The sequence below is a fragment of the Photorhabdus akhurstii genome (genome assembly GCF_018448925.1).
In the GTDB taxonomy this organism is placed as follows: Bacteria; Pseudomonadota; Gammaproteobacteria; order Enterobacterales; family Enterobacteriaceae; genus Photorhabdus; species Photorhabdus akhurstii.
Genome location: NZ_RCWE01000008.1, coordinates 1 through 23,563, shown reverse-complemented (window position 1 = coordinate 23,563; position 23,563 = coordinate 1). Strand labels below are relative to the sequence as shown.

General features: G+C 41.2%; 24 protein-coding genes and 1 tRNA gene. 13 read left to right on the top strand and 12 right to left on the bottom strand.

The genetic code is table 11. The features are described 5' to 3' along the window. Positions 1-301 precede the first annotated feature (301 nt). Positions 302-568, top strand: coding sequence for a helix-turn-helix domain-containing protein (locus tag EAE93_RS11270; RefSeq protein WP_036780460.1), 267 nt, complete (start codon positions 302-304; stop codon positions 566-568). 142 nt (positions 569-710) lie between these two features. On the opposite strand, the gene EAE93_RS11265 is transcribed toward EAE93_RS11270, so the two are convergent. Both EAE93_RS11265 and dnaQ read right to left on the bottom strand, forming a co-directional pair. Then, positions 711-787: transfer RNA gene (locus EAE93_RS11265), tRNA-Asp, on the bottom strand. 129 nt (positions 788-916) lie between these two features. Next, positions 917-1,663 carry a DNA polymerase III subunit epsilon gene (gene dnaQ, locus EAE93_RS11260; protein WP_036808110.1) on the bottom strand — a complete coding sequence of 249 codons (747 nt, stop codon included), beginning with the start codon at positions 1,661-1,663 and terminating at the stop codon, positions 917-919. Positions 1,664-1,720: 57 nt separating this feature from the next. Between dnaQ and rnhA the strand changes: the two genes are divergently transcribed. After that, on the top strand, positions 1,721-2,191 hold the full coding sequence (rnhA, locus tag EAE93_RS11255; RefSeq protein WP_036780463.1) for a ribonuclease HI: 471 nt from the start codon (positions 1,721-1,723) through the stop codon (positions 2,189-2,191). Here the strand turns inward: rnhA and EAE93_RS11250 are convergent. Further along, a complete protein-coding gene (locus EAE93_RS11250) occupies positions 2,188-2,904 on the bottom strand; it encodes a class I SAM-dependent methyltransferase (RefSeq protein WP_214039677.1) in 717 nt (238 codons plus the stop codon). The two genes, rnhA and EAE93_RS11250, sit on opposite strands and share 4 nt — an antisense overlap. Positions 2,905-2,944: 40 nt before the next feature. Between EAE93_RS11250 and gloB the strand changes: the two genes are divergently transcribed. The 3 genes from gloB to EAE93_RS11235 all read left to right on the top strand — a co-directional run bounded on the left by gloB (position 2,945) and on the right by EAE93_RS11235 (position 6,780). Then, positions 2,945-3,697 carry a hydroxyacylglutathione hydrolase gene (gloB, locus tag EAE93_RS11245; RefSeq protein WP_036780465.1) on the top strand — a complete coding sequence of 251 codons (753 nt, stop codon included), beginning with the start codon at positions 2,945-2,947 and terminating at the stop codon, positions 3,695-3,697. 71 nt (positions 3,698-3,768) lie between these two features. After that, positions 3,769-5,133 carry a murein transglycosylase D gene (gene mltD / locus EAE93_RS11240; RefSeq protein ID WP_214039676.1) on the top strand — a complete coding sequence of 455 codons (1,365 nt, stop codon included), beginning with the start codon at positions 3,769-3,771 and terminating at the stop codon, positions 5,131-5,133. Positions 5,134-5,841: 708 nt separating this feature from the next. Next, a complete protein-coding gene (locus tag EAE93_RS11235) occupies positions 5,842-6,780 on the top strand; it encodes a 2OG-Fe(II) oxygenase family protein (RefSeq protein ID WP_214039675.1) in 939 nt (312 codons plus the stop codon). Positions 6,781-6,902: 122 nt separating this feature from the next. Here EAE93_RS11235 and EAE93_RS11230 read toward each other — a convergent pair whose 3' ends face one another. Further along, positions 6,903-7,319 carry a PIN domain-containing protein gene (locus EAE93_RS11230; protein ID WP_040153440.1) on the bottom strand — a complete coding sequence of 139 codons (417 nt, stop codon included), beginning with the start codon at positions 7,317-7,319 and terminating at the stop codon, positions 6,903-6,905. Further along, positions 7,306-7,539, bottom strand: coding sequence for an AbrB/MazE/SpoVT family DNA-binding domain-containing protein (locus EAE93_RS11225; RefSeq protein WP_036808122.1), 234 nt, complete (start codon positions 7,537-7,539; stop codon positions 7,306-7,308). The genes EAE93_RS11230 and EAE93_RS11225 overlap by 14 nt, the downstream gene beginning before the upstream one ends. Before the next feature lie 387 nt (positions 7,540-7,926). On the opposite strand from EAE93_RS11225, the gene EAE93_RS11220 reads away from it, so the two are divergent. Further along, a complete protein-coding gene (locus EAE93_RS11220; RefSeq protein WP_214039674.1) occupies positions 7,927-9,126 on the top strand; it encodes an MFS transporter in 1,200 nt (399 codons plus the stop codon). A gap of 90 nt (positions 9,127-9,216) precedes the next feature. Here the strand turns inward: EAE93_RS11220 and EAE93_RS11215 are convergent, their stop codons facing one another. Continuing rightward, complete coding sequence (locus EAE93_RS11215; RefSeq protein ID WP_040153441.1) at positions 9,217-10,602, bottom strand: DASS family sodium-coupled anion symporter; 1,386 nt, start codon at positions 10,600-10,602, stop codon at positions 9,217-9,219. Positions 10,603-12,141: 1,539 nt separating this feature from the next. Between EAE93_RS11215 and EAE93_RS11210 the strand changes: the two genes are divergently transcribed. The 6 genes from EAE93_RS11210 (at position 12,142) to EAE93_RS11185 (ending at position 17,556) form a co-directional block, all read left to right on the top strand. Beyond that, positions 12,142-12,864: a helix-turn-helix transcriptional regulator gene (locus tag EAE93_RS11210; RefSeq protein WP_214039673.1), complete on the top strand. Its 723-nt coding sequence runs from the start codon at positions 12,142-12,144 to the stop codon at positions 12,862-12,864. 153 nt (positions 12,865-13,017) lie between these two features. After that, positions 13,018-13,740 carry a helix-turn-helix transcriptional regulator gene (locus EAE93_RS11205; protein ID WP_214039672.1) on the top strand — a complete coding sequence of 241 codons (723 nt, stop codon included), beginning with the start codon at positions 13,018-13,020 and terminating at the stop codon, positions 13,738-13,740. A 158-nt stretch (positions 13,741-13,898) separates the two neighbouring features. Next, positions 13,899-14,621, top strand: a complete 723-nt coding sequence (locus EAE93_RS11200) for a helix-turn-helix transcriptional regulator (protein WP_214039671.1) — start codon at positions 13,899-13,901, stop codon at positions 14,619-14,621. A gap of 310 nt (positions 14,622-14,931) precedes the next feature. Next, a complete protein-coding gene (locus EAE93_RS11195; protein WP_036808134.1) occupies positions 14,932-15,654 on the top strand; it encodes a helix-turn-helix transcriptional regulator in 723 nt (240 codons plus the stop codon). A gap of 297 nt (positions 15,655-15,951) precedes the next feature. Further along, positions 15,952-16,674: a helix-turn-helix transcriptional regulator gene (locus EAE93_RS11190; RefSeq protein ID WP_036808136.1), complete on the top strand. Its 723-nt coding sequence runs from the start codon at positions 15,952-15,954 to the stop codon at positions 16,672-16,674. Positions 16,675-16,833: 159 nt separating this feature from the next. Then, positions 16,834-17,556, top strand: coding sequence for a helix-turn-helix transcriptional regulator (locus tag EAE93_RS11185; protein WP_214039670.1), 723 nt, complete (start codon positions 16,834-16,836; stop codon positions 17,554-17,556). A gap of 331 nt (positions 17,557-17,887) precedes the next feature. Here the strand turns inward: EAE93_RS11185 and EAE93_RS11180 are convergent, their stop codons facing one another. The 6 genes from EAE93_RS11180 to EAE93_RS11160 all read right to left on the bottom strand — a co-directional run bounded on the left by EAE93_RS11180 (position 17,888) and on the right by EAE93_RS11160 (position 23,101). Beyond that, on the bottom strand, positions 17,888-18,097 hold the full coding sequence (locus EAE93_RS11180; protein ID WP_046396916.1) for a helix-turn-helix domain-containing protein: 210 nt from the start codon (positions 18,095-18,097) through the stop codon (positions 17,888-17,890). A 367-nt stretch (positions 18,098-18,464) separates the two neighbouring features. Beyond that, positions 18,465-18,596 (bottom strand): hypothetical protein, encoded by a 132-nt coding sequence (locus EAE93_RS25070; RefSeq protein ID WP_269468836.1) that lies wholly within the window; start codon positions 18,594-18,596, stop codon positions 18,465-18,467. Between the two features lie 2 nt (positions 18,597-18,598). Beyond that, positions 18,599-19,783, bottom strand: coding sequence for an MFS transporter (locus EAE93_RS11175; RefSeq protein ID WP_105398464.1), 1,185 nt, complete (start codon positions 19,781-19,783; stop codon positions 18,599-18,601). 22 nt (positions 19,784-19,805) lie between these two features. Continuing rightward, a complete protein-coding gene (locus EAE93_RS11170) occupies positions 19,806-20,987 on the bottom strand; it encodes a cysteine desulfurase family protein (RefSeq protein WP_040154300.1) in 1,182 nt (393 codons plus the stop codon). Between the two features lie 59 nt (positions 20,988-21,046). Then, a complete protein-coding gene (locus EAE93_RS11165) occupies positions 21,047-21,649 on the bottom strand; it encodes a hypothetical protein (RefSeq protein ID WP_250150985.1) in 603 nt (200 codons plus the stop codon). 64 nt (positions 21,650-21,713) lie between these two features. Beyond that, positions 21,714-23,101, bottom strand: a protein-coding gene (locus tag EAE93_RS11160) for an IS1182 family transposase (RefSeq protein WP_214039669.1) whose coding sequence is annotated in 2 segments (ribosomal slippage) — positions 21,714-22,546 and positions 22,546-23,101 — 1,389 coding nt in all. Because the reading frame shifts where the segments join, the coding sequence is not laid out codon by codon here. A 191-nt stretch (positions 23,102-23,292) separates the two neighbouring features. On the opposite strand from EAE93_RS11160, the gene EAE93_RS11155 reads away from it, so the two are divergent. Further along, positions 23,293-23,563: helix-turn-helix domain-containing protein (locus EAE93_RS11155; protein ID WP_214039668.1), on the top strand; the 271-nt coding region annotated here is incomplete at its 3' end.

Below are 23,563 nucleotides of genomic sequence, written 5' to 3'. Positions count from 1 at the left end.
AATAAATTGCCTGAAAAATAGCAAGAAAGTATTCATAAGAAACTATTAGTTATTTCGGTTATTAAACTAAGAATATTTTTCACAGATAATAATAATGCTATTTACATTAAGAAAAAACACCCGCAATATATAGGGAATACTTTGCCATAAAACAATCGATACTATTATTCAGTATTCTCTCCGATAGCCAATTCAATTAACCTTGATTGATAATCTGTGCCTAATTACTACCAATCAGCAAAACATTGATAATTTATCTATTATCAATGTTTTTCTCACAATTAAAACTTGGAGATTATTTATGGATATTCGAGACTGGCATCCAGCAGATATTATTGCAGCACTGAGAAAACAAGGAACAAATCTTTCAGCCGTTTCTCGCAAAGCTGGTTTAGCATCATCGACACTGAGTAATGCATTACATCGCCCGTGGCCAAAAGGAGAAGCATTAATCGCTACTGAATTAGGTTTACATCCATCGGATATTTGGCCATCACGCTATAGACCTGGTAAAGAGAACAAATTCTTAATAAAAGTTGCAGAAACAAGCTGTGTAGAAATCTGGTAGCACCTGTATGTCTTATGTTAATGCAATTTCATTATCATTTATATTGTCTATCGAGAGATTACAACATGGTATAAGTACAAACAAAAAAGATATAGATACGAACGAAAAAGCCCCGGGCAACTACCCAGGGCTTCGAAATCTTTGGCGGTGCGGACGGGACTCGAACCCGCGACCCCCGGCGTGACAGGCCGGTATTCTAACCGACTGAACTACCGCACCGCGCAGCGTTCTGGTTGAGAACGAGGTGAATATTACGAATCCAAGATCATTCCGTCAATATTTTTTATAACAAAGTGACGAGTTTGATCAACTTTTCACCCCAAAAGGTGATTTATTCGCAATTTTATGTTAACTCTGTTCAGAACTTATACGCCATAAACAGCTCCCGCCCTTCTTCTCAACTAAATCCAATCTGGATTCGTGAGCCGCGAGTTCTTCATCCGTTGCATAAACAACTTTCAATGCCGTTTGAGACCGGGTAACACGCTGTATTTCAGAAACATTCGCACCACCAGCAATTTCCCCTTCCATTGAAAAAGCAAGAGAAGTCTGACCGCCTGTCATTATCAAATAGACATCAGCCAATATCTCGGCATCGAGCAACGCGCCATGCAAGGTTCGTTTAGAATTGTCTATATCATAACGATCACATAGCGCATCAAGGTTATTTCTTTTCCCCGGAAATAACCCTCTTGCAAGTTGTAAGCTATCAGTAATCTTGCAGAAATCCGCAGTTGGCGGAATATCACGATCCAGCTTGCCAAACTCATAATCGATAAAGCCGATATCGAAGGGAGCGTTATGGATGATCAATTCAGCGCCGCGAATAAATTCAACAAACTCATCTGCAACATCAGCAAACAGCGGTTTATCCTGCAAAAATTCATCACTGATCCCATGCACTTCAAATGCTTCAGGATCGACCAATCTATCCGGCTGAATATAGACATGAAAATGGCGGCCGGTTAAACGACGGTTAACAACCTCCACAGCCCCAATTTCAATAATTTTGTGCCCTTCATAGTGAACACCTAATTTATTCATACCGGTAGTTTCGGTATCAAGAACAACTTGTCGTGTAATTGCCGTGCTCATAATGCCTTTTTATGTCAGACTTAGGGTTTTGAATTGAATAAGCAGAGTCTACCAGATATGGGCAAGCAGGTAGAAATTTTCACCGATGGATCTTGTCTCGGCAATCCGGGGCCTGGGGGCTACGGTGTGTTATTACGCTATCAACAACACGAAAAAACCCTTAGCGAAGGTTTTTATCGTACAACAAACAACAGAATGGAACTCATGGCGGCAATTATTGGCCTGGAAACGCTGACTCGCCCTTGTAAAATTGTCTTAACCACCGACAGCCAATATGTGCGTCAAGGCATTACACAATGGATTCATAACTGGAAAAAACGCGGCTGGCGTAAAGCAGATAAATCTCCGGTCAGTAATGTCGACTTATGGCAACGTCTTGATCAAGCCATTAGCCGCCATGACATTGATTGGCAATGGGTCAAAGGCCACTCCGGGCATAATGAAAATGAACATTGTGATGAATTAGCCCGTGCCGCAGCAAACTCACCAACAGAAACCGACACTGGATATCTTGAGAATAGAGATTAACTGCGCTTTCGGTAACATTTTGTTACGCCAACAGCACTGCCCAATTTAGGTTTTAATAACGTCACTTTCATCTGGTTTAACGTTAATGGCAGTGTGCGTTTGCGGGCAATAATCAGACTGACACAACCCAATACAGACAGGCGCCGATTAACAAAACCCGTTTCATTTCGCCAAGGCAATATTTGAAAACTATCACGGTACATCACTTCATAATTAAGCAAGCTCAACCAATCAAGTTGGCGCATTAGGGAGAACATCCGACTGCAATAGGGTTGATGACGCCATAATCCCGGCACTAATTTTCCCAAACCAAGCAAACTCAATGAATTAAAACCGCTGATAATGAGCCAACCATCATCAATCATCACTCGATCAACTTCCCGTAAAAGACGATGGGGATCAGCGCTGTAAGCCAGCATATGACTCAGTAAACAAGCATCAACGGACTTTTCTTCAAACGGTAGATGGTAAGGATCAGTAATCACCTGCATATTCTTGCCTTCCTTACCCACATTAATCTGATTAAAAATCGGACACTCCTTGCTGTCAATTTCGGCACTCAAATTACCGACTTTCAACAGATGGAAACCAAATATTTTCGGCCACCAAGGTTGTAATTGACGCTCCAAAGCGGCACGGTAATACTCCCCCCAAGGTAAATCAACCCAAGAAGCCGGGGGATTTATATTCTGTATTGTATGTGCAGATTTCATGGCTTCTTCCTTATAACCCGCTGTTAATAAGAGGTATACAATGGAGCTTATCAGCATTCCGGTCCTTTCGGATAATTACATTTGGTTACTTTGTGATGAAAACAGACATGTTGTCATCGTTGATCCGACAGAATCACAGCCTGTTCTTGATACCTTAAAATCCCACGGCTGGATACCCGATGCAATTCTACTTACCCATCATCATCACGATCATGTTGGCGGCGTCCCTGGAATTATTGATCGATTCCCTGAGCTACCAGTATACGGCCCAAAAGAAACCGAGAGCAAAGGTGCGACGATGATAGTCTGTGGCGGTGATAGCATCCATTTCGGTCATTTTTCTTTCCAGATCATCGACGTTCCCGGCCATACTCTGGGGCATATCGCTTTTTATCAAGCGCCTTACCTCTTTTGTGGGGATACTTTGTTCTCTGGCGGTTGCGGACGCCTCTTTGAAGGAACCGCTGAACAGATGTATGCATCTCTAAGTAAAATAGCTGAACTGCCCGATGACACACTGATCTGTTGCGCCCATGAATATACCGTTTCTAATATGAAATTTGCTCATGCTGTTTTACCCAATCAGACTATCAGCGAATATCAGCAAAAAGTAACCCAAATGAGGGAAAGCAATCAACCAACAGTACCAACCACATTACAAACCGAGAAAAAAATTAATATTTTCTTAAAATGTGATGATGTTGATTTACAAAGAAATATTGGAATTGTCCCCAACTCTCAACCGCTTTCCGCCGTTTTCTGTCAACTAAGAAGACGAAAAGATCAATTCTGATTGAGAGAGTTGCTATATCGAGCCAAGATAAGTATTATTGGTCGTCTTTTAAGCAACCATAAAAATTAATTATGAAGACAAAAGCGATTCTGTTCGCATCTGTCTTGCTGGTTGGCTGTCAATCTGGACCAGATTGGTCGACGACAGCCGGACAACGGGCACAGAATTCGTCTTCAACGAGTCTAAAGACAGGCAAGATAGCAGCAACTAATGATACCGATCAGCTTGCTGCCTACTGGGGAGAGGATGGTTCTGGCGCTCAGCGTGAGCTGTGGGGATACATCCGAGATGAGTTGAAGATGAAAATCCCTGATAATTACAGGGTTCGTGAACAACGAAATTATTACCTGAAAAACAAGAGCTATCTCCACGATGTAACTTTACGGGCTGAACCGTATATGTACTGGATAGTCAGGCAGATCAAGCAACGCGATATGCCAATGGAACTGGTACTGGTACCCATAGTGGAGAGTGCTTTTAACCCGCATGCTACCTCACGCGCCAAGGCCGCGGGTCTGTGGCAGATTGTCCCGGATACGGGCCGCAATTACGGTCTTACTCAGGATAAATGGTACGACGCACGCCGGGACGTCGCCGCATCAACAACTGCCGCCCTGAATCTGTTACAACGCCTGAATAAAATGTTCAATGGTGACTGGTTATTGACTATTGCTGCTTATAACAGCGGCGAAGGCCGTGTTATGCGCGCAATAAAAGAAAACCAGATAAAAGGTAGACCAACGGATTTCTGGTCATTATCACTACCACGGGAGACTACGCTCTATGTGCCTAAAGTTCTGGCACTCAGTGATGTCATCCGCAACAGCGATAAATATGGCATTACGCTGCCAAAATCCAATAATCAACGGGCGCTCGCTCAAGTTGATGTTGGCCAACAAATCACGCTGTCTCAGGCCGCAGAACTGGCTGGCATGTCCCTGACATCGATTAAAGCCTATAACCCCGGATATAAGCGAGGAGTAACATCGCCTAACGGTCCACATTACATCATGTTGCCAAAGGCAAAAGTTGATCAATTTAAACACTCGCTGGCAAATAAAACCGTTTTAAGCAATATTCGTCAGGAAGTTGCTAACAACAACCGCCGATTGAGTAAACAAAGCCAATATAAAGTTCGCTCAGGTGATACATTATCCGCTATTGCCAAGCGGTTTAACGTTTCCACCCGTGAATTACAACGCATGAATAATCTGAGAACCGCCAGATTGTTAAAAATTGGGCAAGTATTAAGGGTAAATAATGACAACGCCATTATTTACCGTGTACGCCAAGGCGACTCAATTGCCAGTATTGCTAAACATCACGGTATCAACATTAAGGATTTAATGAACTGGAACGATGGCATAAAAACAACAGATATCAAACCAGGAATTGAGTTAATGCTCTATGTCGATGAATTCTCTGATGAAGCTTAAAATCTTTTCCAGTAGGTATTTTATTGTTGAAGTAAGATAATAGATGGCCCTCTCTTAGGGCCATTTCTTCATATTTAGTGAAATAAAATTTAGCTTATTCTCTTCGAAATCAAACGAATTGATAAACAATGCAAGGAAATTATATAATCAATTGATAACTACAACACTCAATCATTAAAATCAGACTAATTATCAACATATTAACGTGTTAAATATGCTATTTAAGAAATCGCATTTAAATAACATAACAATATAATCAAGATAAAACATTAATTACTAAACTTAATGGAAATCATAAAAATATCATTGCTAAACTATCACATTTAACAATAAATAAAAAAATAAAACATCACCAAGTAATTTATAAAACATTCATATTAACAACAAATTAAAAAAATATAACTCTACTGTCGCCATTTATATTTCTATTATTTTTCATATATAAACCATCAAATTCTTGTAATATTCAAAAAGTCAGCTAGGATAGTTAGTGATCAATATTAATTACTTTGCTGAATAGTTACTTTGCGTTTTAACAAATAAACTTGTTAATATAATTATCCAAGCATTAATATAACGAAAAAAAAGATTAATACACTATAAGAAAACAATATAAGAATAAGCACCACATGTAATATTGGCAACATACATTTCCGAGATAAAAAAGAATAAGCAAAAGTTCTTTTACCACATCTAAGGACTATCACTATGACAACATCATCAACAATGCGAACTCCAGTCAAACTACCACCAATGCCATCGGAAAGCGAAGCCTCAAAAACATATAAATCAGCAGATATGGCACGCTCCTATTTAGAGGGAGACGATCTTGTTTTTACTGACAGCAACGGCTTTGATCGAGCGCTCCAGGACGGTTTTTTTCTACTGAAAGCGCCATCCTACATGGATTTTGAATATGGCGATCGATTTGCATACCATTTCTTTGAACCCGCCACAGAAGGTGACCTTCGCCCCTATACGGGATTCAAATCATATACTACTTTTTCCAATAGCTACGAAGGTTATTTCGACAGAGAACATGATCAATGGGAACATTTTCGCCTCGAACGGGAACATTGGCGCCTCATGCCATCAGAGGTTGCAACACTAGGTCGCCATATGGCACACATCGGTATATGTGTACTACGCTCCGTGTTAACTTATGTTGGCATTCCTCGTCGTGACTGGGAACTCATTACCAATGGTATTTCAGAAGGGTTAGGAAACCAGATGTTATCGTTTAACCACTTCCGATCAGAGAAAGCCACCCGAGGCTCTAAATTTCACCGGGATTCAGGATGGGTGACAGTTCTAAGATCAACTGAACGTGGCCTTCTTGCCTATATAAATGATGAACTTTTAGCTATTGATCCTGTTCCAGGACACCTAATCATTAACTTTGGTAGTTCGATCGAAGTGCTGACAGAGAATTTAACCCCAAATGTTCGGGCCAATATACATGGCGTTGCTCGCACAGAAAGAAATGGGCAGCGCGATAGAATGTCATATGTCATGTTTTTAGTTAGCAATCTGGCTGGTAATGTCTACAAATATGGCCCCAACGGCCCCATCAAAGTTCAATCCGTTAAAGAATTTACTATCCAGGAAGCGAGTCGAACATACGATGATGATAATGACGCTTTATAGATATTTTCTGCACAATAAATCGGGGTTATAACGCAGATTTGAACTGACAGATACCTTTATACCGGTGCCTGTCAGGTTAAATCGGTATGTGAACCTCGATCCCTCTCGAGCTCACCAAATCGTCAGACATATGAGAATGGATTTTTAATAACCAAGCTGTCTTCCAACATCTGCCCGTGATTCATGTCTTCACTATAGAGCGCCCGACAACCTGCGATGACCGCAGCCGCCACAATACAAGAATCGTAGAATGACAAGTGATAACGCTCTGCAATAAACCTAGCTCGGTCATGAACTTCAACCGTAAGAGGCACGATTTTGCAAAAACTACGTACAATATCGAGGAACTCCGCTATCTCTTCCCAACTCATCTTAAGTTTACGCACACACACGTGCGCCACTTCGTTGAGCACCTGTACACTAATGACCGGATTCGCCTTCAGCAGCGCTTCGGCACTATCGGCCTTGGCCACGTCTTGGGACAGCAGGTACAGCACCACATTGCTGTCGATGAAACCGCAAGACTTAGCCCCTGTCATTCGCTTCATCTCTACTGAACTTGAAATCTGCCGGCAACTTACCGCGGAATGTCCGAAGACGCTCCAACAACACCTCAGATCCAGGCTTCTTGCGTACCGCGAAGGTACGCGGATCATCCACTACAATCTCAATATCATCACCTTCACGCAATTCCAGAATTTCAACTAAACTAGCCGGCAAACGTATGGCAAGGCTGTTACCCCATTTTGCTACTTGCATGATATTACCTCCTTAGATATACATTTTTATTGTATATCCATTCTTGCAAAATACAAGCTTAACCAAATGCATCTCCCCCGAATACGGGGAAGATTTTTACCAAACTTCCTGTAGCTGAAAAATGTATACAAGGGATAATCGCCGTTCTTATATCCGGTATCCGACATATCTAGTCCGATAAATTAATTCCTTGCTCGTTTTCTTTATCGGGTATATTACTAATCAGCTTCCTCCCTTCCTTTACAATACCTAATACTTTCACATCAGCCTAATCTGGTCTGCCCTCCTTATATGTATTTCACAACAGCTTTTCTACACCATGACTCATCACGCTTTACCACAAGAAATATACGAACATTTATCTACATATGGAGTTAAATCGATCTTATGAACAAAAAAGCACAATATTCATCCACTTTGGAACAGAGTACAAAATACACGTTTTTATTTATCCTTTCAGTCACTGTATTCTTCGTTGGCGCAACCGAATTCATGTTGTCATCCATGCTTACCCCTCTTGCAGTCGCCTTCGGGACAACGGCGGTCGGAGCATCCTGGCTGGTATCCAGCTATGCATTTTCCTACGCTCTGGCAGCACCTATATTTGGGTATTTTGCAGATCGTATTAACAGAAGCAGATTACTTCTGATTTCTCTGCTGTTTTTCGCCGCAGATGGTCTGGCTATCATTCTTGCTCCCACTCTTAATATCGCAATCACGCTGCGAATTTTTGGCGGTATAGCATCAGCGGTAATCATCCCCACCGTATTTGCCTTGATCGCCGATATCATTCCTTATAATCGCCAAGCCGGAGCAATGGGCGTCGTTATGCTCGGTATGACTTTTGGCATTGCATTTGGTCCAGCTTTAGCCGGGATACTGACAGATTTAATAAATTGGCAGGCGCCATTTTTATTTAGCTCACTCGGCTGTGTCGTTACATTCATCATTGGGATCTACTGCCTTCCATCAAAAACTGTGCCCCTAAAGCCAACAAACCAGCGCTTAGTCTGGTTTCGACAATGGCCGGTTGTCAGGCCGCTCATTGCAAAAGGGGCCTGGAATAGTGCTGGCGTCTCTGCTTTTCTTTTGTCTGGAGAAGTCTTGCGTCAACGGTACGGATTTGGCCCCACTGAAATCGGTTTGACTGTCGCTGCCTTTGGTGTTGGCTTAGGGTTAGGTAATCTATCTGCTGGTTGGCTCCGCAAACTTTGCGGTCGCGGAGAAGTGACTTTGGTCTTAGTCAGTTTGCTACTGACTGGAGTGATCTCTATTTTTATGCTGGTTCCGCTTACGCTCTTCGGTTCTCTAGGATGTTTGATATTCTGGGGTGCCGCACTGGGCGTTGGAGCGCCTGCAAGTACCGTCGTTTTGGCAACACGAGCAGGCCCTAACAAAGGTATGGTTCTGGCCTTTGCAGAAACATTCAATAATCTGGGAATTTTGTGCTTAGTGCCACTAGCCACTATTGGGTTAATCGCAGGAGGTTCAAGCACAGCAATGGTCGTGCTATCCGTCGGATTGGTCATTGGTCTGACATTGACAACATTAGATTTCTGGCTGACGCGCTCGGCAAATCCTTCTTGAATCTTCGCCCTCTGGCTTTATTTCCCCACCATACATTTGTGGGGATATTGAATAGTTATTGTGTCCAGAGGGACATGAGTAAATTTTCAGTTATAACCAGAATAACCAAGCAAACAGAGAGATAATAACGATGCAGGCAATATTCAGCACCATGCCCACTCTGACCATTTCAGTCTGTTTAATATGACCGGAGCTGAAAACAATCGCGTTAGGTGGGGTGGCAACCGGCAGCATAAAGGCACAGGACGCCCCGAATCCGATAATGAGTGTCAGCGTCATTATCGGCATACCCAACGCTTCCGCGACGGTTGCGAATATCGGTACTAGCAAAGCTGCGCTAGCTGTATTACTGGTAAATTCAGTCAGGAAGATAATAAATGCAGCTACCGCAATAATAATCACAAACCAGTGGCTTGCGCCAAAAGTAGCAGCCATACCATTCGCCATGATTTCACTAGCACCTGAGTTTTTCAAAATAGCGCTTAAAGTCAGACCACCGCCAAACAGCATCAACACACCCCACTCGGTGTTATTTTGAATCTGGGACCAACTCGCCACCCCCGTTATACCAATCAGAACGGCAGCACTGACAGCAATAATGGTATCCAGATCTTTCACGCCCCCTAAGGCAGAACTGATAACCGTACTAAAGATCCAACAAAATACGGTTAATAGAAAGATCAGCATGGTCATTAGACGCTTACCAGTCCAATCCAGTTTTTCCAGCTTCATATCGAATTTATGATTCAAATTCGGGCGCAGCATCAAATACATAACACCAACCATCATTGGCATCAGAATAACCACCAACGGAACCCCAAATTTCATCCAATTGAAGAAATCGATGCCCAGTTGAGCCGCTGCAATCGCGTTTGGCGGGCTACCAACCAACGTACCTAAACCACCAATACTTGCGCTATAAGCCACCCCCAACAGCACAAATACAAATGTATGGCGCTCAGAACGCGCATCCAGATTGGACAAAATACCCAAGACTAATGGCAGCATCATCGCGGCAGTCGCGGTGTTACTGATCCACATGGAAAGGCCAGCCGTCACACCAAACAACAACATCACCGCTACAGACAAACGTCCGCGGGCAATCATCAGCAAACGGTTCGCAATCAGTCTGTCCAGTCCTTGGATGTGAAGCGCGGTTGCCAGAGCAAAACCACCAAAAAACAGGAAGATGATGGGATTAGCAAAAGATTTCAGCGCATCTCCCGTATTCATCAATCCCATACCAACTGCCAGAATGGGAATACATAATGCAGTAATAGTGACGTGAATAGCTTCGGTAAGCCACAGTACGCCAACAAATACCATTAGTGCTAAACCCGCATTAGCTTTTTCACTAAACGGCAATGTATTAAGTAGAATAAATAGTAATACAACATCAGCAGCCAGAATAATTAAGCCTTTTTTATTAGAAAAATTTAGCTTCATGGCTGGTGTTAAAGATTCAGAAGCATCCATTGGTGACTCCATTAGCGCCGGTGATATCTGATCCACCATTGCTACAATTGTTAAAAAAATACAAGGCGTGTGAATATAAGGAGTCTTCAGTAAGAAGCAAATGCAGTTCTTTGAATTTTGGGATCTAAAGCGCAAGAACCAACCAATTAAATCATAAAAGACGGTATTTTATACAAATTTTCGTTGTTATATCACATTATTACACCTTTATAGGTATAGGAAACCGTTATGTTTTATGCCGTTTTTTGGCACAAAAGCAGGTGAGTTTTACTTCTCCTAAAATTGCTAATAAACCCATTTAAAAAACGAGAGAGTGTTTTAGCATCAACGATGATTAAAAATCTGGCGAATGAATTTACCGGCAAGGTTATAGGTTCGACGGGTATTTAAACATCAATAAGACCATTTTTTCATTTTTCACCGATAGCTTTTTGATGGTAGGTTTTAAACTGTTATTAAAAGCCACTATTTAAGCTTATGATTTTAATCGTAAAAAATTTTAACCGTTTTTTTAAACTTAATGGTTTTTTTCGTTTCCTGAACCCTATTTAACTTAACCGTTTTCATTAAACTGACACCTAGTTTTTCCTTCTGCTATATTTTATTTTTTAGATTTAAAACCAGAGAGGGTAACAGGTATGCTAATGATATTAAGACAATCCTCATTCCTTTAATCATTTTTAATGTGATTAAATAAATTTTTTATTCCTTTTTTCACAGCTAATCCCGGTTAACTTAAAAGCTTATCAGCTTTCTTTAATGATTGTTCCTGATTTCCGGTAAACCTCTTGCAACCATACAAAATCTCTTATTTGAGAAAATTTTCTTAATCGGTTTAATCCTGTTAAATGTTTTAATATAACCTTATACTCCTGGTATTGGATTAATGCAGTCTATTTGGTCACTTTATTAATCAAATTAAAACCTGTTTTCTCTTCCAATGTCTGTATAGCATCGAATTTTCACCTACTTTGAAAAATCCTTAATCACCTTTTTTATCTTTAATGATTAAAGTTTTTACCTGTTTTTTCACAATACGCTTGTCTTTTTCCCAGATTTTAAAACCATTCTGATAGATAAAAAACAGCTTTTCTTAATCCTATTTAATCACTTTCAGATAAAACATAATTACTCTTACTTGAATAAGTGAAAATTTCTATAATCCTTTGCTTTTAAATAGCACGAAAAGCGATAATCCATATGATTTAACCTGAGTGAATAGGGCCACGAGCTATAAAATTATTTTATAGCTCAGTTATAATCAAGATCGAAAATCAATGCAAAATGATCATTTTGACAATTCATAAAACCGATTACATGAACAGCTAACTTTTTTCTCATTTCATCCAAAGGATTTCACATTGTAATTCTTCATTAAAAACATAATTAGCACCAAAGAGGTTCTCCTTTTGAATCCCCTAAACATAATTACTCATTGCATCGTAAAAGTGATAACCTTACATGGAGTTTTTTACTGTTTTACTGTTTTACTGTTTTACTGTTTTACTGTTTTACTGTTTAATTATGATAGGTGAAATTATGAAAGATAAAACTATGAGTTTCTCTGTAAACAAAGATCTGGATGTTCATTCAAAAAGCTTTGATGCTTTCATTTCATATATGGAAAGCAGCAACGATTTTTGGATCATAAAAGACAGCGAATCTCGATTCGTTTACGCTAATGATATTATGCTTTATTACAGCGGCCTCCCTAAGGGTTTTAACATAGAAGGCAAGCTTGATAGTGAATGTCCAGCTCCGTGGTCTGAGTTTGAGGATGTTATACAAGCTAATGATAAAAACGTAATGACCAGTCAAAAAACCATTCCAGTACTAAACACTTTCACTTATGGCGGAAGAGAAAAAATAATCCAACCATTTATGCTCAATGTTGCCCCCCTAATGAAGGATGGGAAATGCATTGGAGTTGTTGGTCACGGTAAAAAACTTGAAATTTATTCCATGTATCATTTTGAAAACAACATTCATCCAGAGTCATTAACTTTTGGCAAACCAACTGATTTATTTACTGATAGAGAGTTCGATATAGTATTTTTTGCTTTGCAATCACTAAGCGCTAAAGATATAGCTAAAAAACTAAGTATTACCTATAGAACGGTACAAAGCAGATTACAATTTATTTATCAAAAAATAGGGGTAAATTCATTAAGCCAGTTAAAAGAATATTGTAGAGGTAAGGGATATGATAACTATGCTCCTACCCGATTTATTAACCCTAATCCCTATATTCCTCTGGCATAACAATGCACAACATTCCTGCCGTCACTATGCCATTAGGGTTCTGTCTAAACAGAACCCTATGCTCCGACCAAAACTCGCTTAATAATGCAAAAAGCAGTTATGTGAGACACCTCACATGGAAGTTCTTACAGTTTAATTATGATAGGCGAAATTATGAATGATAAAACTATGAGTTTCTCTGTAAACAAAGATCTGGATGTTCATTCAAAAAGCTTTGATGCTTTCATTTCATATATGGAAAACAGCAACGATTTTTGGATTATAAAAGACAGCGAATCTCGATTCGTTTATGCTAATGATGTTACTCATTATTATTGCAACCTACCTAAAGGTTTTAATATGGAAGGCAGGCTTGATATTGAATGTCCAGGACCGTGGGTTGATTTTGTAGATGTTATACAAGCCAATGATAGAAACGTAATGACGAGTCAAAAAACCATTCCGGTACTAAATACCTTCATTTATGGCGGGAGACAAAAAATAATCCAACCACTTCTAGTCAATATTACCCCTCTAATGAAGGACGGAAAATGCATTGGGGTTGTTGGTCACGGTAAAAAACTTGAAATTTATTCCATGTACCATTTCGAAAACAATAGGCATCCTGACTCATTAACTTTTGGAACACCAACTGATTTATTTACTGATAGAGAGTTCGATATAGTGTTTTTTGCGTTGCAATCACTAAGCGCTAAAGATATAGCTAAAAAATTAGGTATTTCATATAGAACAGTACAAAGCAGGCTACATGTCATTTATCAGAAAATAGGGATAAATTCATTAAGCCAGTTAAAAGAATATTGTAGAGGTAAAGGGTATGATAACTATGCTCCTACCCGATGTATTAACCCCAATCCCTATATACCTCTGGCATAACAATGCGTAGCATCACCGTCGTTACTATGTCATTAGGGTTCTTCCTAAAAAGCCATATTCTCCTCCAAAACCCTCTTAACAGCAAAAAAGGCAGTTTTGTGAGCTACCCCATATGGAAGTTATTACAGTTTTACTGCCTAATTATGATGGATAAGATTATGAAAGATAAAACTATGAGTTTCTCTGTAAACAAAGATCTGGATGTTCATTCAAAAAGCTTCGACGCCTTTATTTCATACATGGAGAACTGTAATGAGTTCTGGTATATAAAAGATAAAGAGTCGAGATTTATCTATATGAATGATTATGGACTTCATCATAGCGGACTACCCAAAGGGTTTAATGTTGAAGGTAAACTGGATAGTGAATGTCCGGTTTATTGGTCTGAGGTTGCTGACATTATTCAATCTAATGATCATAGAGTGATGGAGGAAAAAAAAGTCATTCCTACTTTGATTACATTTATGTATGGCGGTAGGGATAAAATTATTCAACCATTTATGGCGGATGTCACGCCTTTGATAAAAGATGGAGAGTCGATTGGCGTAGTAGGCAGAGCTAAGAAGCTAGAGTTTTTTTCAATGTATCATATGGAAATTAATAAACCTCCTGAATCATTATCATTTGGCAACCCAACTGAGATTTTTACAGATAGAGAGTTCGATATAATATTTTTTGCGTTGCAATCACTCAGTGCTAAAGATATAGCGAGAAAATTAGGTATTTCATATAGAACGGTACAAAGTAGGTTACAATTTATTTACCAAAAAATAGGGATAAATTCATTAAGCCAGTTAAAAGAATATTGCAGGGGTAAGGGATATGATAATTACGCTCCTACCCGATTTATTAACCCGAATCCCTATATACCTCTAGTATAACAATGAACCGCACCGTTATCGTCATTACGCAATTAGGGTTCTGCCTGGCAGAGCCTTACACCTTGGTTTCTCTCACATTCCATCCAGCATATTTCATTTTGCAATTATTTATTAAAAAAATGATTAATAATAAAAATTTTACACAATATAGAATATTAGCATATTGAAGGTGATTACAGGAAACTGCTCCTCTGTAAAATCATCCGCACCAAATAGGTGCCCAAAAACTCATAAATATAATTATCCATTGTGTTGTAAAAGTGATAATTTTACATGGGAGTTTTTACAATTTAATCATATAGGTGAAATTATGAAAGATAACACGATGAGTTTCTCTGTAAACAAGGATCTGGATGTTCATTCAAAAAGCTTTGACGCCTTTATATCATATATGGAAAACAGCAATGATATTTGGGCTATAAAAGACAACGAACATCGATTCATCTATGCCAACGATGCAATGATTTATTACAGCGGTCTTCCTAAAGGTTTTAATATAGAAGGGAGGCTTGATGGTGAGTGTCCAGCACCGTGGTCTGAGTTTGAAAATATTATACAAGCTAGTTGTGATGTTGTAATGACGAGTCAAAAAAACATTCCAGTATTAAACACCTTGACTTATGGTGGGAAACAAAAAATGATCCAACCATTTATGCTCAATGTTACCCCCCTAATGAAGGATGGGAAATGCATTGGGGTTGTTGGTCACGGTACAAAACTTGAAATTTATTCCATGTATCATTTTGAAAACAACATTCAGCCTGACTCATTAACTTTTGGCAAACCAACTGATTTATTTACTGATAGAGAGTTCGATATAGTATTTTTTGCATTACAATCGCTAAGCGCTAAAGACATAGCGAGAAAATTAGATATTACCTATAGAACGGTACAAAGCAGGCTACATATCATTTATCAGAAAATAGGAATAAATTCATTAAGCCAGTTAAAAGAATATTGCAGGGGTAAGGGATATGATAACTATGCTCCTACTCGATTTATTAACACGAATCCCTATATACCTCTAGTATAACAATGAACTACACATTCTATTAGGGTTCTGCTTGGCAGAACCTTAAGCCTTATTTCTCTCACATTCTATCCAGCATATTTCACATTGCAATTATTCATTAAAAACATAATTAATAATAAAAATTTTACACAATATAGAATATTAGTATATTGAAGATGATTACAGGAAACTGCTCCTCTGTAAAATCATCCGCACCAAATAGGTGCCCAGAAACTCATAAATATAATTATCCATTGTGTCGTAAAAGTGATAATTTTACATGGAAGTTTTTACAGTTTAATCATGATAGGTGAAATTATGAAAGATAACACTATGAGTTTCTCTGTAAACAAAGATCTGGATGTTCATTCAAAAAGCTTTGACGCCTTCATTTCATATATGGAAAACAGCAACGATTTTTGGGCTATAAAAGACAGGGAACATCGATTCGTCTATGCCAATGATACTATGATTTATTACAGCGGCCTTCCTAAGGGTTTTAACATAGAAGGGAGGCTTGTTAGTGAGTGTCCAGCTTCGTGGTCTGAGCTTGAAGATATTGTACATGCTAATGATGGCAATGTAATGACGAGTCAAAAGACCATTCCGGTACTAAACACCTTCATTTACGGCGGGAGAGAAAAAATAATCCAACCATTTTTGGTCAATGTTACACCACTAATGAAGGATGGAGAATGTATTGGGGTTGTGGGGCACGGTAAAAAACTTGAAATTTATTCCATGTATCATTTTGAAAACAACAGGCATCCTGAATCATTATCATTTGGCAATCCAACTGAGATTTTTACAGATAGAGAGTTCGATATAGTATTTTTCGCTTTGCAATCACTCAGTGCTAAAGATATAGCTAAAAAATTAGGTATTTCATATAGAACAGTACAAAGCAGGCTACATGTCATTTACCAGAAAATAGGGATAAATTCATTAAACCAGTTAAAAGAATATTGCAGGGGTAAAGGATATAATAACTATGCTCCTACCCGATTTATTAACCCTAATCCCTTTATACCTCTGGCATAACAATGCACAACATTTCTGCCGTCACTATGCCATTAGGGTTCTGTCTAAACAGAATCCTATGCGCCGACCAAAACTCGCTTAACAACGCGAAAAAGTTTTATGGGATACCTCACATGGACGTTATCACGGTTTTACAGTTCAATCATGATGGGTGAAATTATGAAAGATAACACGATGAGTTTCTCTATAAACAAAGATCTGGATGTTCATTCAGAAAACTTTGATGCTTTCATTTCGTACATGGAAAACAGCAACGATGTTTGGGTTATAAAAGACAACGAATCTCGATTCATCTATACCAATGATACTATGATTTATTACAGCGGTCTTCCTAAAGGTTTTAATATAGAAGGGAGGCTTGATGGTGAGTGTCCAGCGCCGTGGTCTGAGTTTGAAAGTATTATACAAGCTAATGATAACAATGTAATGATGAGTCAAAAGACCATTCCGGTACTACACACCTTCACTTATGTCGGAAAAGAAAAAATAATCCAACCATTTCTGGTCAATGTTACACCTCTCATGAAGGATGGAGAATGCATTGGGATTGTGTCGCACGGCAAAAAACTTGAAATTTATTCCATGTATCATTTTGAAAACAACATTCACCCTGACTCATTAAATTTTGGCAAACCAACTGATTTATTTACTGATAGAGAGTTCGATATAGTATTTTTTGCGTTGCAATCGCTAAGCGCTAAAGATATAGCTAGAAAATTAGGCATCACATATAGAACGGTACAAAGCAGGCTACATATCATTTATCAGAAAATAGGGATAAATTCATTAAGCCAGTTAAAAGAATATTGCAGGGGTAAGGGGTATGATAACTATGCTCCTACCCGATTTATTAACCCGAATCCCTATATACCTTTAGCATAACAATTACAGCATCGCTGTCGTTACTATGTCGTTAGGGTTCTGCCAAACAGAATCCTACTCCCCTCCCAAAAAGTTTTGTTTCATCCGCTTATGTAATACTACGCCTATCTGGTGATCCGTGAAATCAACAGCGATATAAAGAGGAATGCCCACATAATAAAATATTAAATAATTGATGCCGAAAAAATTAATTATGGCAAACATTAAGGCGTGACGTTAATAACTCTATTTTAATCTTATGATCATACCTGAAACTTTCCACAAAACACCAGAAAAGTTTCAGGTATTTAATCTCTTCTCATTGATTTTTTTTCGAGAAGTTTATTTTAATTCATTTTGAATATCTGCTTGGCCATATTTCGAAAGGCTCACAATCTAAAGCAGTAGCAATGAGCTGCTCACCTTTAGGCCACGGACGGTGCAAAGCATTTGATAAAGTGGATGATGCAAGCCCCGCTTCTCTTGAAATAGCAGATAACGACGTTCCCCGCTTTTTAAGCCCTGCAATAATATCAGCCGGGTGCCAGTCGTTTTTTACAATCATTCCTGATTCTCCTCTCAGTTTGGTTATTCAAGGTGCTATATTCATACTCTCTTTAAATTAATATTTTTATATTGTTACAGCTTTTTCCCTGAGTCCGCACTGGTGCGGAATATTAAAAAATAACTGAACTAAAACGTTAAACCCCGCTAAGTACAGCCAAATATTCTCCGAATAGGAAAATGTTATATCTAACGTTCAAAAGTCATAAATGAACTTTAATTGTTAATAAATTCTCTTTTATAGATACTAGAATGTTTAAAAAGTTTAGTTATTTTGGGAAATGTTGGAAGAGCATTAAATACATTAATGAATGTCCTAAAAAACTCTTCAATTACGAGGAATAACGCTAAGTGACTGTCCCAGCTCAATCGATAATGTCGAAGCACGGGACTACAGAGATTCTGAATTTAACTACTTCATGGTCATCGAAAAATTGCTTGCGCAACAACAAATCAGCCAGTCGATAATTATCGACTGGCTGAATAACCGTTAACATGCTTAATTCTGTGCCATCAGCCTGCTTTTAATGCGACAAAACCACCGTCCTCCCAATATTGCCACCATAAGTTCAAGAGACGCTATTGCGGCTAAAGTTAGGATAAATAAGGTTTTGCCCGCGCCAACTAATATCCATCCACCGATTGCCGGAAATCCAAATATCCCCACAAAGTAGGCGACAACGAACCAAGTGAGAGCAGCATGACGATTCTCAAGCGCAGAGTCGTTTACTGCCCATGTTTGAATAACGGGATACACCAATCCATAGCCTATCCCCGTTAACATGGCCGCCACAACCTGGAACATAGGGTGAACCGGTACGCCTAGCAGGGCCAGAATGCCCATAATCAAGAATAACATCAGCGCGATGACTAATGGGGTACGGGGCATCGTCGATAAACGGCGAGCTAATAAAAGCCGCGACACAACCACGGTCGCCGCATGTACAGCAAAGAATGTACTTGCATTTGCTCGAGTCCCTTCAACCAGCGAACTCTGGAACGACATCATTCCAGAAAATACGCCGCCTCCCAGCCCTACCATGATAATGGGACGGATCGCACTACTTGCAGCAATCTTGGTTATTTTTCTCACCCAAGGTCTCAGTGATAACTCCCGTTGACCATGCGGCTCCTTGATCCCAAAGGTCGCCAGAAGTAACGAGGCGAGGATGCCAATGACGCCAACAAAGAGAAACGTTGTTTGTATGGGCACTCCTGCCTGTTCAACCGCCGCAGCAAGGAGGATGGGACTACCGCAAATCCCAGCCATTTGAAACGCGCTGAAGCGAGTAAACCAGTGCCCCCTGTCAGCGTCAGTAACACGTTCCGACAATGCCATAGGCCCACTGATATAGAACATTCCCCAACCGAGTCCAATCAAGAACGCTGCGATACGCGGGATATAACTCAGTTCACCGCTGAAACCGCCTAAAAGAAAATATCCGCAAGACATCGCCAGCGCCGCGAGGGCTGCAAGGCGCGATGCTTCCAGTCGCCCGGCAAACCATCCAACCAAAGGAACGCCAATCAAGGTGCCGATCAAGGCCGCGCTAAGGGTCGTTCCAGTATCAATGTCACTCCCCCCTTGTGACCGAAAATACGCGGAAATAAGAAAGGTGGCGCCATATCCCCCCGCAGTGAACAGGGTTCCGAACAGGAGAAAAAGTGCCGACATTGTTCGCATGAGTCAAACTCCATCTTAATTATTACAGGACGCCGAATGGCTTTGGCGCCATCGACCTCAATTTATTCACCGCTTTTTGTAGACGTAGACAAACATACCGTATCTCGTCCTCGTCATTAAATCTGCCCAGTCCGAAGCGCACACTGGCTTGAGCCTGAGCATCGTTGAGTCCTATTGCTTTCAATACATGTGATGGTGCCCTGTTAGCGGATGTACATGCAGACCCAGAGGACAACGCGACTTCGGAAAGCTCCAGCAAAAGCGAATCAGCATCCAAGCCGTTGAAGGAGACATTTAACAGGCCGGGAAGGCATTCGATGAGATGACCATTTATCCGAACGTCAGCCACATTATCGATAATATACGACCGAAGCAAATCCCTTAAATAACGTAACCTCATCGACTCATCAGGCAAGTTTTTAACAGACAGCTCGACGGCACGCCCGAAGCCTACTATACCCGGGACGTTAAGGGTTCCAGAGCGTAAGCCTCGCTCATGTCCCCCGCCAACAATGAGAGGCGCGAGTGCTATATTCTTATTGCGTGAATCGATATAAAGTGCGCCGACCCCCTTTGGCCCATATATTTTGTGCGCGGAAAATGAAGCAAGGCTTATATTCATGCGCTGTACATCAAATTTTATTTTGCCAAGCGCTTGCGTGGCATCTGTATGAAAAGGAATGTCACGTTCCTTACAGATCGCGCCTATCTCCTCAATTTTTTGTATTGAACCAATCTCATTGTTAGCGGCCATAATCGAAACGAGATAGGTATCATCTCTTATTGCACGAGATATTAAGTCTGGGGATACAATGCCGTCGCTTTGCGGCGGTAAATAGGTCACCTCCGTTCCCATTGATTCGAGCCTACTGCAACAATCAAGAACAGCCTTATGCTCAATTGTCGATGTGATGACATGCCCCTTTTTGCCCCGATGTTGAAAGCCCGCGATTGCAAGATTGTTCGACTCGGTGGAGCCAGACGTGAATATAATATCGGAATGACTCGTCGCATTTATCGATGTTGATATCACTTTTCTTGCATTATCAACAGCCTCCATCGCTTTCCACCCAAATGCATGGTTATTGCTGGCAGCATTCCCATAAGCGCAGGTGAAATAGGGCATCATAGTTTGAAGCACATCGGGATCTAATGGCGTTGTAGCATTGTTATCCAAATATATCGGCCGAGTTAAGTTGTACATAATGTTCCCCCTTAACAAACAAAGATGAAATTATTTTTTTATTATCTTGACTATATTTACTAAGCAGTAACTACATCTCCTTTACTCACCTCCCCCTCTTCATTAACAAGATTAAGACGAATGGCAGTTGAAACTCCGAGCATGTGGCTGAGTTGCAGCCCACGCACATATGCCAAAGCTCTCGACCAAGCGCAGTCCTCAAAGAATACCTCCAGAATAGCGTCTGAGCCTTTGTGATCACCTGCGGCTTTCTCAAAATATTCCTTCGTAATTGCCGCACAGGTGAGTTTCTGAGTTGGCTCTTCGTAAGAAGTATCTGATGTCGACGGTTTGCCGTCAGCAAGGTTTTTGGACACCATCCGTCGAGTGATAATTTCGGGTATTTCCCCAGAGGCTAGGATGTGGACAAGGTGTTGCCTGGCTGAATCTTCGTGAATAACACGTATTTCACTGAGCGGAATCTGATATTTTTCTGCTACAGGTAAGAAGATATTCCTGATCGAAGCGTGGAGATGACTCAGGCGGGGGTTCCGTTTTTGAGAATTAGCAAAATCCGCCGTAAACCCTCGCCCAATGCGGGCGGTGATATAAGGCGAAAAGCCCGTAGGGCTTTCAGACCGCTGACAAACCTCGTTGAAAATAACGGGGTTTGTTCTTTTCATTATGAATCATAATGCCTCCATTTTCCTTATTAAGCCGGTCTAATCGCCCGACAAGGCGTTATTTTCACTTCTCCTGCAATGAAATGTTCGCTCTCCAGAGATAAAAACAACAAAGCATCGCGACCAGCAATGCTATCTTCTTGATATTTTGGGCTGTTGCCGCCAGCAGACACTGTATCTGAACTTTCACTAACCCTCGGAAACGGGCATAGCGGTGCCCATGATGCTGCTTCGCATCTGCAAAACTGCGTTCTATCGTCTCCTTTCGCCGCTTGTAGGTCTTTTTACCCCACTCCGTTAGCCGGTTTTCCCTGGCCCGCTCCTTACTGTCCTCCCAGACATGACGGGTTATCTTTTTGCCTCCTTTGGCCTGCGTACAAGACGCGCGTTTCGGGCAATACTGGCAGATAGCCGCCGCGGCCTGATAATGTCGGTATCCCTCTCGGCTGGTCGTTTTATAAATCAACTTTTCGCCCTGAGGGCACACATAACAGTCCTCCTGCTTATCATAGGTAAAATGTTTCTTCTGGAAGACGTTCGGCCCCTTATTTGGACGGCGGTAACCGATTATCGGCATGACGCCTAACTGTTCCGTTAAGTAACAAGCCGGGGCCGTAAAATAGCCTGCATCCAGCCCAACCGCGAGGGGAGCCAGGGAGAATCGCTTGAGTTGACGCGTCAGGCGCCCAATAAAAGGCTGGCTGTCGTGGACATTGCCCGGGGTGGCGTAGGTATCGGTGATGATGCCGACTTTCCCATCCACGCTACGATGGTCAAGATAAAAGAACCCCCTGGGTTTATTGGTTCGGTGCATAAATCCGCTGTCCGGATCAGTGATACTGACCTTCGTCTTTCTCTGCCGCTCCTTCATGGCTGGCTTTAGGCTTTTTTTCCCGACGCGGCCCGGTCTTCATTGACGGCCTTTTCCAATGCCTCAAGATAGGCACTGGGGGGCACAGAACGCAGTTCGTTCTTTGATTTATGCGGATTGGCACTGGCTTTCAGGTGGGTGCTGTCAGTATAGAGTACCCGTCCCCCTACCAACCCTCTGGCGATGGCCTGCTCAACAATATTATCAAAAATCTGCTGGAAGACTTCGCTGTGATTGAAACGGCGGCGACGGTTTTGGCTCAGGGTCGAAGCATCAGGCACTTTCTCGGTTAAGCCGAGACGGAGGAACCAGCGGTAAGCCACATTGACCTGGATTTCCTGAGCCAGGCGGCGTTCGCTGGGGATGCCAAACAAGTAGCCGAGCAACATCATTTTAATCAGCATGACCGGATCAATGGCAGGCCGACCATTATTGTGGCAATACAAAGGCGCAACTAATTCGCGGATGAATTCAAAATCAATGGCGGCATCCACTTGGCGGACCAGGTGATTTTTGGGCACCAGCTCGTCAAGTGAAAGGGTTTCTGGTGGAAAAGTTTGGGGAGGGGGTGTTCTTAACATGGCGGCAATCTCCGTCGGGTGAACGGAACTTAATTAAAGCAAAGCGCCGGATAAAAAACCAGCACTTTGTCAATAACCTGAAAGCCCGTAGGGCTTTCAGGTTATTAACCATCACGCTCATTGCCAGCCCGGGGGGGACACGGCCAAAAAAAGCGGTTAAAATACATCAACTATACCGATGAGCGCTGATGATGTTAAGAGCCACCAAAGTCCGCATTTACCCGACACCCGAACAGGCTGATCATCTCAATGCTCAGTTCGGTGCGGTTCGTTTCGCGTACAACAAGGCGCTCCATATCAAGAAGCACGCTTATCAACGCCACGGGGTGAACCTTAGCCCGCGTAAAGACCTCAAGCCCTTACTGTCAGTGGCGAAAAAATCCCGCCGGTATGCCTGGCTCAAAGCGTATGACGCCATCGCCTTGCAGCAGGCGGTGATTAACCTCGATATGGCGTTTTCCC